The sequence below is a fragment of the uncultured Rikenella sp. genome (assembly GCF_948810725.1).
In the GTDB taxonomy this organism is placed as follows: Bacteria; Bacteroidota; Bacteroidia; order Bacteroidales; family Rikenellaceae; genus Rikenella.
On sequence record NZ_CAQIVA010000050.1, the window covers coordinates 1 to 13,003 of the forward strand.

The window sequence follows — 13,003 nt, forward strand, 5'->3', positions numbered from 1 at the left end:
TGTCAAAATAACCGAACGATTTTAAAGACAATGCTTAAACGGGTACTTTGTATCAGTGATTCTTTAGGATTACCTCGTCCCGGAGTAGATTACACTCACACTTGGGTATCCATGTTGCGTGAACAAACAAGAGATCGTGATTTTATTGCTTTATTCCGACGCAGCGGTACCACTGAGATGTTATCCGAATGGGAATACGGAGAATACCTTTATTTTTATAATCCCTCGGAAGTTATTCTACAGTTGGGTATTTGCGATTGCGCACCCCGCTATATGCGCACTACATCTTTGGGATATCGCCTGTTGGCCAAGATGCCGAAAGGGGTGCAAAATGTGTTTTGGCCGATTTATAAGAAGTTTGTCAAACGAAGTTTGAACCGAACAGATGTTTCGATAGAGCGGTTTGAACATAATTTAGAAAATTATTTGAATCAGTGCTGCCTGGCAAAGGTTGAACGAGTAATCATTATTAAAGTTGCAACCCCGGGACCGACGATGATAGGTGCTAATCCTTTGATCAAAAAGTCGGTAGAAAAATACAATGCTATTTATGACCGATTGCCACATCGATACTCTTTTGTTACTGTGATCAACCCACTCCGCTTTGGCCAAGATGAGTATTATGCAGGCGATGGTTATCATCCGAATGAAGCGGGAAATCGTGAAGTCATGCAAGAGCTTCAAAAACTACATGTCTAATCTTCTGAATGATGAAAGAATATAAAGTTTCAGTCATCGTTCCGTGTTACAACGCCGAACAATTTCTAACTCGCTGTCTCGATTCGCTGGTCAATCAGACACTGGAGGGAATTGAAATCATCTGCGTCAATGACGCGTCGCCGGATAATGGGATTGCCATTCTGCGCGACTACGAAGCCCGATATCCCAACGTAGTGGTGATCGACTTGAAAGAGAATGTCCGTCAGGGAGGAGCTCGAAACCGAGGAATCGAAATCGCACGAGGAGAATATATCGGTTTTGTGGATGCGGACGACTGGACAGCATCCGACATGTATGAAAAACTGTACATCCGAGCCAAAGAAACCGGCGCAGATGTCATTGCCTGCGGATACGACACAATCGATTCGACAGGAAAACAGTTATGTCAGGATCATCCCGTGAACCTCGGAATAGGAGGCCCTGTAACACAATCAGACCTGATCATTCAATCGGGAAGCATTTGGGGGAAATTAATAGCTAAAGAATTATTGATCCAATCAGGGTTACGCTTCCCGGAACAAATTTTCTATGAGGATAATTATTTTAACGCGATCCTCGGAACGCTCATCCAACATTATGAAGTTATTCCGGAACCGTTGTACCATTATTATGTAAATACCAACTCCACCACTCACAAACGCAACTCCCCCCACATCTCAGATCGGCTGAAATCGTTGGATCTGCAACTGGAGTATATGCAATCGAACGGACTTACGCTTCGTTATGCTCCGGCAATCGATTACCTGATCGTTCGGACTATATTTAATACGGTTATGATGTATCTGAATACGTTTGACAATCCGACTCTTCCGTTTCTCGAAGATTTACAAAAACGTCTGAAAGATCAACCCATCCAACCTGGAGAAAGAAACAAATACATCAAGCGCTTATTTACACGGCGAGAGAAATTTTACTTGCATTTTTTTCGTACCTCCCCTTACCTCTTCCTAATGTTTTATAAAATCAAACAGCAATTTTTACACTAATTTAGACTTTTTATCCTGAAGGTACATCGGAAAATCTTATATCAACCGATGTCTCCGTTTTTATTTACTGCGTTTTCTTCCTACATTTGTAGATACCCGTACAGTATCCACTCGGAATGAAAAACATCGTCATTATTGACCACGAACCACTGACCGTACGCAAAAAAGAGGCTTGGCATATCGAAAAACTACAACAAGCCGGTTTTAATGTCTATTTTTGGGATGTCTCCCAATACATTCATCCGGGTATGACGATCGTTGATACACTGGATGAACCTTACGTAGTCTGTTTGGACACTTATCAAACTGTCGAATCGCAATTAGCTCTAACGAATATTCCGCAGACCATTTTTATTGTAGAAGTGCCTGAAAATTGGAATACCAGATTACTTTTTCGATTACTCAGTGCCTCAAATTGCTATACCATTCGAATCGAATTATATGCCAGCATCTACATGGACAATTCTTCCATTCGCGGCTGGCGTAAACTGATGACTGCTCCATGGGTGCTTTATGAGATGAAACTGCGTGAATTGTGGAGTGGTTTTCGATATCGGATATACAAACAAAAACATGGAATCAAGGCATACAATCTGCAAATATCCTCCCATAACACACCTGCAACCGATGTATTAATTAATCATCCTGATTGGGAAAATTACAAATCTGATATCGCCATTCATTCCGAACCGTTGTTCTCTGAACCCTATATCGTTTTTTTGGATGAATACTATCCATTGCATCCTGATTTACATTTCTTCACCAAAGAACGAGTTGGGGATGTTCAAAGATACAGACAAAGTATAATCGCTTTTTTTGACAACTATGAAAAATTACATGCCGTTAAAATTGTCATAGCCGCTCATCCCAAAGCAGATTATCAGCCCGGAGACTTCGGTAACCGTCCCATTATCAAATATCAAACCAACGCCTTGATTCGACATGCGCATGGTGTATTCCTCCATTGCAGTGCCGCTGTCGCTTATGCAATTATGCTTGACCGTCCCATTGCGTTTTTTACAAATAATGAATACAATCGAACTGCCACACGAGTCTATTTCCAGACCAAAATGGCCGATAATTTCCAATATCCAGTTTGGAATATAGATCAAGATCCTCTTGAAAAAATCAAACCCATGAAGACCATCCCAACTGTACGCGAGCAATATATATATGGAAATCTGACCTCGCCAGATATTGAAAATCGTCGAACTGCCGATATCTTAATTGAAACATTCAAAACTCTTTAATATTTTGAATAGCTTTAAAACCATGCTGACTGTTTTTACGCCTACTTATAATCGAGCATACATTTTACCTGTGTTATATCGAAGTTTATGTTTACCATAGTCGCAACATTTATTGTTACGACTATTTACCTAACGGACTGACCCTATTATTGCCCGCCATCATTTCGCATCGCCTCAAAGAATAGCAGTGAGGAACAACATTGTATTATTCCGAACTGGCCCACTAGCCGCAAGCCGATCGATGGAATAGAATTAAAGCTGCGATTAATTATTGGTGTTACTCAGCCGGAAATAAACAAAGATTCCATACCAAATGTCGTCAAATCGGATAGGGTAATATATTTTTACTATCTTTGGATATGATACATTTCTCAACAATAATTGTCGAATACGTGAACTAAAACTGCCTTACGTCTACTATGCGTATCACTTTCCATACATTCTGCCTGAACCATTCCGGAGGAATGGAACGTGTATTAACACAAAAAGCCAATTGGTTCGCAAAACACGGTTTTGACGTGACAATTTTGACAACCGAAGAGGCAGAATGCATCCCTTTTTTCCCGCTTCACTCTGACATTCAGACTTCCTCATTGGACATAAATTACGATCAACTTTATAATAGCGATAATGTGTGGCATAACATCATCAACAGTATACACAAAAGAAGATCGCATAAACAAAAATTAAAAGCATATCTGCAAGAACATCCTTGTGATATATTTATTACATTACAGCATCGTAATTTCATCCCTAATCTAAAAGATGGAAGTCGAAAGATCTTCGAAGTTCATTTTTCGGCAGCAGCAAAACAAGAATTTCTAAAACGAAAAAAACTACTATACCGCCTGGCCTATCGTTTAGGCTCTTGGTGGCAGGAACGAAAGATCAAATATTATGACCGTTTTATTGTCTTGACTGAAGCTGACCGACGCGTACGGGCTTTACCGAATTGCATTGCCATTCCAAATAGTATCACCATTCCGGCTCCAGCCGTCCCGGCCGCTTTGGAGACCAAACGAGTAATCTGCGTAGCACGTTATTCCTATCAGAAAGGCTTAGACTTTTTGATTCCCGCATGGAAAATCGTAGCCCAGAGACATCCTGATTGGTCTCTCCATATTTTCGGTCGCACCTACGGTCGTGAACAAGAATACACGCAACTTTTATCCGAATACGATGTTGCGGCCTCCGTTCACCTGCATGAACCCACCGCGGATATCACATCTGAATATCTGAATAGCTCAATTTACGTGATGAGTTCACGTTACGAAGGTTTTCCTTTGGTGCTCGGCGAAGCGATGATCTGTGGTGTGCCATGTGTTTCTTATGCCTGCCCTTATGGCCCGTCAGATGTCATTCAAGATGAAGTAGATGGTATTATTATTCCTCAGGTGGGTGACATCGACGGGTTAGCTGATGGGATATGTCGTCTGATCGAAGACACCCCCCTTCGTCGGGCCATGGGAGCTTCCGCCAGGGAAAATATAGACCGTTTCGACGAAAATCAGGTCATGCAACAGTGGATCAGACTATTTGACAACCTGACATCTTGACAATATGGTGCCCTATTTGTGTTTACTGCTGCTCATTGCACTGGGTGCACTGATGGAAGATTCCATATTGAAGGATCCTAACCAACGCAAAGTTTGGATCTTCTTCTGTTTTATTTTTCTTGTCATCATCCCAGGTTTACGCTTCGAACAGGGAATCGACTACTTTGCTTACCGTGCCAGCTACCAATCCGCTGAAGGCGGCGAATTCGAATTAGGATTCTATCTATTGATGCACCTATTCATACAACTCGGTGCAAGTTTTCCTGTTTTTATCTTTGGCATTACGCTCGTGACCATGGTTCTGTTGGTTAGAGCCATGGAACTGAACACCAACTGGCTTTTTTTCGGCCTATTGGTTTTCTTGTCCAAATTTTTCACCTATTACGCCATGGCCGGGACTCGGCAATTTATGGCATTCCCAATCGCATGGTTAGCTATCGCTTGGTTGTGTAGAGGGTCTACATTACGTTTTTTCATACTGGTAGCCATTGCATCGCTGTTTCACGCCAGTTCTCTAATCATCCTACCCTTATATTGGTTTCGTCGCACTGCTTACACCCCGATGCGCTTCTGGCTCATCCTCGGCATTGCGATAATATGCAGGTTCTTAAATTCTATTCTCCTTCAGCCGGTTGTCAACTCTGTACCTTTTTTGGCCCTACGCCTGGGCGGTTACCTGCTTGATACCAGTGACGGTATCAATAAATTAAATTTAATCGAGAACTTGGGATTTCTGCTGGTAGCACTTATTTTGCGTCCCCGGCTCAAAGACCGCGTCCTCTATTATGATTTCTTTTTAATGATGCTGTTGCTATTTTTCAGTTTCTTCATAGTTGGATCCAACATAGCAATAATCAAACGTTTGAGAGACTACTTCCTGCTCTCCTACGCTGTTTTAATTCCTGCATTCGGATACGCATTCAAAGAAGGCGCCACCCGGCTCTTTTATAAGATTGCTATCGTAAGCTATTTTTCTTTTTTATTCATCCGTTCACTGATCGTCTATGATTCATACAGCGTGTTCGGACAAATGATTCCTTATAAATGCGTTCTGTTCCAATGACACATATCTTATTCGTTATCGCACATCTACAACGAACCGGTCCGGTAAATATTCTTTATAACCTTTGCCGAGGACTCCTCCAAGCCGGCTTTCAGACAACTATTGTAACCCTCCGGGCCGAAAACGCCGACAGTCGTATTGACGACTTCCGCACCCTCGGAGTTCTGATACACAGTTTGAATGCTACTCTACTGGATTGCGAAACCCGCACTCGACACATCACATCCCATATCCGTGGTCTAATAAAGTTGTATCGTCCTGATATCATCCATGCCCATGGCTATCATGCAGTCTTAAGTGTCGCCCCATTATCTCCAGACATACCGAGCCTTGCCACCCTCCATAACCGTGCCACGGAAGATTTTCCCAATAGCAAAGGCAAATTGATAGGGAAATACATGTTGACCCGTTATATGCGGGCATTGCGCAAATTCAGGAATGTGGTTGCCGTATCATCCTCCACATCAATGCCCTACAAACAATACGGATTAAACAACTTAGAAATAATCAACAACGGGATAGACACATTCAAATTTAGTCCGGTCACCAAACATCACTCCGAGAAACCAGTTTTCGCACTTTCTGGACGCTTAGAGCCGGAAAAAGGGATTCTAGACATATTACAAGCCTTCGCTCAGCTATCCTACCGGTTAATTGTCCTTGGAAGCGGCTCATTACTTGAACCATGCCGGCATCGTTTCCGGAATACCCCCACTATCCAATTTATGGGTCATACCGACCAAGTGGAAAACTATTTGCAACAGGCAGATTATTACATCAGCAATTCACAAAGTGAAGGTCTCAGCCTCGCTGTATGTGAAGCCATCTCTTGCGGTCTATGGCCTGTACTCTCCGATATTCCTTCCCACCATGACATTTTAGACACCTGCCATATCGGAACTTTTATTCCCCGCAGAGAACCGACCACTCTCTCAATCATACAGGCCGTGGAAACAGCTTTAAAAATCACATCTTCTCCAAATGAATTACACCAGGCAATTGAAGAACATTTTTCCGAGAAACGAATGACAAACGACTACATACACCTATACAACCGATTGACAAATGGTACACTATAGCATCCTGATCTCCGTATACCACCGCGAGCAGCCAGAATTTCTGGAAACAGCCCTATCCAGTGTTTTCGATCAAACGGTTCTGCCGGATGAAGTTGTATTGGTCAAAGACGGCCCACTAACGCCAGGTCTCGATGCTGTAATTAGTCGATATGCCGCTCTGCATCCTGAGTTGCATGTAATTACCTTACCGGAAAATGTCGGACTCGGAGCCGCTTTGAACGAGGGCCTCAAACACTGTTCCTATGACTTGGTTGCCAGAATGGACTCGGATGATATATGCGTAAACGACCGTTTCGAACGACAACTGAACATCTTCAGCCAACATCCAGAATGCGATATCGTAGGAGGATGGATCGACGAATTTTCCAACGACCCGCACTGCCCAGAGGCTGTACGCCAGTTACCCGAAACACATGAAGAAATCGGTCGGTTCTTCCGCATCCGTTCCCCGGTGAACCACGTCACCGTAATGTTCCGCAGATCGGCAGTCCTCGCCGCCGGCGGATACCAGCCTTTCTACCTGCTTGAAGACTACTGGCTCTGGGGGCGAATGTTGCATAACGGGGCACGTTTTTACAATATACCCGCAATATTGGTTCACGTTCGTGGCGGCAATGCCATGGCTGCTCGCCGCGGCGGATGGAAATATGCCGTGAGCGAAGTCAAATTACAACGTGCTTTCCTCCGACTCGGACTGATCGGATACGGTACGTTCTGCACAAACGTAATAATGCGGTTTACCGTACGCATCATGCCCAATCGGTTGCGCACTTTTGTTTATCAAAAATTACTCCGAAAATAATATGTTCCACCTCGCGCAATTCATAAAAGACCATGTCACAGGGAGGCAAACCAGTATGTTTGCACCCGATATCGATGCTAACCGGCAACGACTCTCCGAAGAAATCAAAGGGAAATCCGTACTCGTGATCGGTGGCGCCGGGACTATCGGTTCGTCATTTATCCGTGCCATACTGCCGTTCCGACCAGGGGCACTGACCGTCGTGGATATCAACGAAAACGGACTCACCGAACTCACGCGCGACTTGCGGTCGACGCCGGGCGGGTTTGTTCCGGAAGAGTACGTAACCTACCCGATGAACTTCAACGACGCCGTGTTCGAAAAGATGTTCCGTTCGCACGGCGGATTCGATATCGTGGCCAATTTTTCTGCACATAAACATGTGCGGTCTGAAAAAGATGTGTATTCCGTCGAAGCGCTGCTCGAAAACAATGTGCTCCGTGCCAGGAAGCTACTGACCCTGCTGGAAGAGTTCCCGCCGAGACATTATTTCTGCGTCTCGACCGATAAGGCGGCCAATCCGGTCAATATCATGGGTGCGAGCAAGAAAATCATGGAAGATATGATTATGGCCTACTCCCATAAATTTCCCGTGACCACTGCGCGGTTTGCCAACGTGGCTTTCAGCAACGGCAGTCTGCCGGACGGATGGATGCAGCGCATTGCCCGCAAACAGCCGCTCTCGGCGCCGAATGACGTGACCCGGTACTTCGTCTCGCCGGACGAGAGCGGGGAAATCTGTATGCTGGCTTGTATGTTGGGAAAAAGCGGCGAAATTTATTTTCCGAAACTCGGGAAAGAACAGGTAAAGACTTTCTCAACAATTGCCTCGGATCTACTTATCGCAATGGGATATAGACCTGTTGAATGCGGATCGGAACAAGAGGCGATCGATATGGCCGCGCGACTGGGCGACTCCGACCGAGTGTACCCGGTATACTATTCCGGAAGCAACACTACCGGCGAAAAGCCCTACGAAGAGTTCTTCACCGAAACCGAAACGATCGACATGAACCGGCATCAGGCCTTGGGGGTGGTAACCGGTGTGCAGCCGCGGCCGATGGGGGAAATCGACACGCTGTTTACGCGACTGACCGAGGCGTTCGCCCGTCCTTCGGTTACCAAGGCCGAGATCGTGGAGATCATGAAAGAGTTTCTGCACAATTTCGAACACGAAGAGAAAGGGCTCAATCTGGATTCCAAAATGTAACGCTTCGTCGCGGAGTTGTGAGCGGCAAGCGACCGGTCGGGATTGTCCAAAAATTAGACAGTCGGTGTCAAGAAATTAGACACTTCGAGACGAGACGAATTTCTGTAAATCGCTCGGGATCAGGACGTTGAATCGAACGGCACGATTCTGGCTCGGAATCAGCGAAATCAATCTCGTTTCCCTATGAGCAACTCTCTCCAACTGAAGTCTTTCTGGAACTTTTTGCAGCGGAACAAGCTTTTCACCGCCATCAACATCTTCGGTTTCGCCGTCTCGCTGATGTTCGTCGTGCTCATCGGGCTATACGTACAGGACGAACTCTCGGTCGATGATTTTCAGGCCAATAAGGAGCGGATCTTCCGGCTCGAATACGCCGAAAGATCGAACCTGCCGCCCGCCTTGGGGGCCGCGGTGGCGGCACGGTATCCGGAAATCGAAGCCGTTACCCGCATCTACGCTTGCGACCTCACCGTCGCGCCCATAGCCGGATTCACCGCCGAGGAGAACACCGCCGACGGACTCTTCGTCGACTCCTCCTTTTTCTCCATCTTCTCCTACCCTTTCGTCGAGGGGTCGCCCGCTACCGCCATGCAGACCCCGCGCGACGTCGTTCTGACCCGTCGGTTCGCCCGGCGGCTCTTCGGAAACGAGCCGGCAACGGGACGGACGCTGCACATCGGCAAGCACGACTTCACGGTCGGCGGCGTGGTGGAAGACTTCGAACACACCGTTTTCCGGAGCTCCGACATCCTGCTGCCGGTCGAAAAGGCGTTCGCCGTCGCGTATGGAATAGACGACCCGTCCCAGATGGCTGTCATCAACGGAAACTATGACTTCGGACTCTATCTGTTGGGCCGGCCCGGCAGCGACCTTGCGACCCGGCTCGACACCGCAGAGCTGAACCGCCTTTTTCTGGAGGATCTTCAATTGGATCTTTTCCGGTCGGGGAACATCAATCATCCGCGGCTGTGCCCGTTGAAAGAGGTCTACCTCAGTCCGATTCCCGGCCAAGGCACCCGTTCCAACACCCGCACCTATCTGCTGATTCTCGGCGCGACGGTTGCGCTGATCCTCCTTTTCGCCGTCATCAACTACATCAACCTGTCGGTGGCCCAGAGCGGTTTCCGGGCTCAGGAGGTCGCCATGCGGAGGCTCCTGGGAGGATCGCGAGGCAGTCTGTTCGCGGGATTCATCGTCGAGTCGCTGCTACTCTGCTTCGTCTCGTTCGGAATCGCCCTGCTGCTGGCCTCGACGGCAGAACCGTGGTTCCGAACCGTCATGCAGAGCGACATCTCAGTCGCCAAGGGCTTTACGACTGGAAATGTCGTCCTGGCGTTGGTGGGCGTCGGACTGATCGGGACGATCTCGGGACTCGTGCCGGCCTATGTGCTGACGCGTACCGAACCGATCGATATCGTCCGGGGGACTTTCCGGCGGCAGACCAAGATGGTCTACAGCAAGATACTGATCACGTTCCAGTACGGCATCACCATCGTGCTGATCGGCTGCACGATCACGATCGGACGGCAGTTGGACTTCATGCGGCACAGCGACCTGGGGTTCGACAGCGCGCATGTAATCATCTGTAAAAATCGGTTTACCGCCTCGCAACGGGATGCTGTACGAGGCGAATTGATGTCGATTCCGGGCGTGACGGCCGTTTCGTTCGCCGACAATCTTCCGGGTATCGGTCATTATAATGGCCGGTATGGCCATTACGATCTCGACCGGCGGTTACACGATCTGGCCGGTTTCAACGGCGACTCGGCTTTTCTGAATGTGTTGGGCATCGTGCCGCTGCGGGAGACGGGCCGGGTGAATGCGGACGGGAGGCGATATTGGCTGACGGAGACGGCCTGGCGCGATCTGGAGCTGGCGGAAGACGCGACGGAATATACCCGCGGCGAGAATCCTCGCTACAACTTTGCGATTGCCGGTCTTTTGCGGGATTTTCACGCCGACAACTTCACCGAACCGATTCTTCCGGCGGTGGTGTGCGTCATTCCGGAGTACCGGGGGCGACAGGTGCTGATACGGGTGACACCCGCCGCCGGCTGGGCCGTGATGGATCGCATTGCGGAGGTCTACAATCGACATGCGGGAGGGAACTATTTCAATGGTCGTTTCCTGCAACAGGAGATCGACAACCAGTATCGCACCCAACAGCGGATGGGCGAGATGGTGGGGGTATTTGCGCTGCTGGCGATCGTGATTTCGGCCCTCGGGATGCTGGCCATGGCGACCTATTTCATGCGCCAGCGGGAGCGAGAGGTGGCGGTGCGGAAGGTGTTCGGTTCGACTTCCCGACAGGCGCTGACGCGGGTGATGGCGGCGTTCCTGAAACTGGTGGGGGTGGCTTTCGTCGTGGCGGTGCCGGTGATCGGGTATCTGATGAGGGGGTGGCTGGCGGGATATGCCTATCGGATTCCGCTGTCGTGGACGATCTACGCGTTGGCGGGAGCGGTGGCGCTGCTGATTGCCGGAAGTTCGGTCTTGTGGCAGTCCTGGCGAACGGTACGAGCCAATCCGGTGGATGTCCTGCGCAAATAGGTCCGAAACGATCCGATGGCGGAGAGCTATTCCGCCATCGGATGAACGATGTCGCTGATCTCGGTCACCCGGTCTGTCCAGCCGTTCATCACCAAAGCGGGAGAGTGGGTGGCCAAAATCAGCTGAAGGTTCGGGTTCAGCGTCCGAACGTCGTCGATCAACCGCCGCTGCCAGTCGAAATGGAGCGATATTTCCGGCTCGTCCATAATCAGGATGAAATCCCGGCCCGACTGGATCAATACGGTGGTCAGAATGATCAGGATCTGTTTCTCGCCCGATGAGAGCTGGTGGGGCGAGATCATCGTTCCGTACTGGGTGAGGAACTGCAAGGTGTCGCTCTCGCGATCGACGCGTTTGCCGGTCGCTTCCAACAGGGCGTCGATGATATCGAAGTATTGGGTGCGACGGGTGGTCAGCGAGGTGATGTCTTCCATCGTCCGACCGGCCTGCAAGGCGGCGATGACGCGTTTTCCCACCTCCAGCTGGTAGGTCAGATAGCGGTTCTGGAGCCGGTACAGTTCCCAGTCCAGATAGGTGGCCACGGTGCCGTCGGAGAGTTTATAGATGGCTTCGCTCTCCTGCAAGGTGGTGTCGAAGGTGCTGATAACAGCCACGTGGAATGCCGCGGGGTCGAACGGGTGGTCGGAGCCGGCTCGTCGGCCGTCGGCGAACTCGACTTCGATCGAACGCATCCGGCACCGGTGTCCGGCCGATACGGCGCCGCGGGTGAAGAGGTCGCTCAGACAGCGCAAAACGGTGCTCTTGCCGCTCCCGTTGCTGCCGGAGAGGATGTTCACTTCGGGCGAAAGTTCCCACACGAGGTCGCAGACGTTCCACAACCCGCGCACTTCGATCTTCCGTATGTATTCCTGTGTTGCCATTATTTTCGTTCTTCTGGATAGAACCGCGCAAGGCGGTCATTGGGGTATAAAAACGCCTGACCTCATCAAGTCTTGTCCGGGCGACTGTGTCGGAGTTCCTGCAGCCCCGCCCCGGGCAACCGCGGCTACGGCGAGGGGGCGTTTGGGGGCGTCGGCGGTAACGGTTACAGCTGGGCTTCCACGGTCAGCGGTACTGATGGACTGTACTTGAGTTTCGGCGCCACGTGGCTCACTCCCAACAGCGCGAGCCGCCGCGCTTGCGGTTTTCAGTTGCGTTGCCTCTCAGAATAAACGGGGGGCGTACTCTTTGCTTAAGCAGTTCGCCGCCAGCAGGAACGCAACCGAGCTTGCAAAAATACAATTGCCTTAGCGGGTTGAAGCCTGCGGGGCCCAAAGCAACGTCAGTTGCGGGCCTCCGCGGTCGGAGGCTTCGGCCCGCGCGGCTCTACGAGCCGCAGAAACTCAGCCCATTCACCGCCCAGTCTATCGGGTTCGTCCTCGCCCTATTTGCAAAAGTTCGCCGCCAGCGGTGAATGCAACGAGCTCCGACGAGTTGCAGTCCGCCGCGTGGGGTGGCGGCGGCCCGCGCGACCTTTCAGGTCGCAAGCATTCAGCCTAACTCACTGACCAATTCACAACCTAAATCTGTTGTGTTCGGCCTGTCGCCCATCCCCCCCGAGGCGCTCCGCGCCTGGGCGACAAGGCCGGCGATTCTGCGAATCGCGCTACTCGCTCTCGGCCCAAAGCCCGGCAAAAAGCACTGCCCAAATCCAAACCCCATGCTCGGCGCGGCACGGCTCGAAAACCGATTACGGTTTTCGAGTCCAAAGAACAACACAGCCCAAAGCAGAACCCAGTTCTCCGCCCCGTGTCCGCCTCACTGCGGCTCCGCTGTCGCTCCGCCGC

10 protein-coding genes are annotated in these 13,003 nt (G+C 49.8%); 9 read left to right on the top strand and 1 reads right to left on the bottom strand.

Annotation, left to right across the window (positions count from 1 at the left end; translation table 11 throughout):
• The 9 genes from Q9S52_RS09405 to Q9S52_RS09445 form a co-directional block, all read left to right on the top strand.
• Positions 1-699 (top strand): SGNH/GDSL hydrolase family protein (locus Q9S52_RS09405; RefSeq protein ID WP_304708930.1); only part of this gene is annotated, 699 nt, incomplete at its 5' end.
• An 8-nt stretch (positions 700-707) separates the two neighbouring features.
• Positions 708-1,706, top strand: coding sequence for a glycosyltransferase family 2 protein (locus tag Q9S52_RS09410; protein ID WP_304708931.1), 999 nt, complete (start codon positions 708-710; stop codon positions 1,704-1,706).
• 116 nt (positions 1,707-1,822) lie between these two features.
• On the top strand, positions 1,823-2,956 hold the full coding sequence (locus Q9S52_RS09415; protein ID WP_304708932.1) for a hypothetical protein: 1,134 nt from the start codon (positions 1,823-1,825) through the stop codon (positions 2,954-2,956).
• Between the two features lie 464 nt (positions 2,957-3,420).
• Positions 3,421-4,512 carry a glycosyltransferase family 4 protein gene (locus Q9S52_RS09420; protein WP_300853199.1) on the top strand — a complete coding sequence of 364 codons (1,092 nt, stop codon included), beginning with the start codon at positions 3,421-3,423 and terminating at the stop codon, positions 4,510-4,512.
• Positions 4,513-4,516: 4 nt separating this feature from the next.
• A complete protein-coding gene (locus Q9S52_RS09425) occupies positions 4,517-5,575 on the top strand; it encodes an EpsG family protein (protein WP_300850772.1) in 1,059 nt (352 codons plus the stop codon).
• Entirely contained in the window at positions 5,572-6,654 is a 1,083-nt protein-coding gene (locus Q9S52_RS09430; protein ID WP_304708933.1) for a glycosyltransferase family 4 protein, read from the top strand. Before Q9S52_RS09425 ends, Q9S52_RS09430 begins: the two co-directional genes overlap by 4 nt.
• A complete protein-coding gene (locus Q9S52_RS09435; protein ID WP_304708934.1) occupies positions 6,641-7,456 on the top strand; it encodes a glycosyltransferase in 816 nt (271 codons plus the stop codon). The genes Q9S52_RS09430 and Q9S52_RS09435 overlap by 14 nt, the downstream gene beginning before the upstream one ends.
• Position 7,457: 1 nt before the next feature.
• Positions 7,458-8,666: a polysaccharide biosynthesis protein gene (locus Q9S52_RS09440; RefSeq protein WP_304708935.1), complete on the top strand. Its 1,209-nt coding sequence runs from the start codon at positions 7,458-7,460 to the stop codon at positions 8,664-8,666.
• A 183-nt stretch (positions 8,667-8,849) separates the two neighbouring features.
• Positions 8,850-11,216: an ABC transporter permease gene (locus Q9S52_RS09445; RefSeq protein WP_304708936.1), complete on the top strand. Its 2,367-nt coding sequence runs from the start codon at positions 8,850-8,852 to the stop codon at positions 11,214-11,216.
• A gap of 26 nt (positions 11,217-11,242) precedes the next feature.
• Here the strand turns inward: Q9S52_RS09445 and Q9S52_RS09450 are convergent, their stop codons facing one another.
• The gene (locus Q9S52_RS09450) at positions 11,243-12,097 is read right to left on the bottom strand and encodes an AAA family ATPase (RefSeq protein WP_304708937.1); all 855 of its coding nucleotides are present in this window, start codon (positions 12,095-12,097) and stop codon (positions 11,243-11,245) included.
• Positions 12,098-13,003 lie beyond the last annotated feature (906 nt).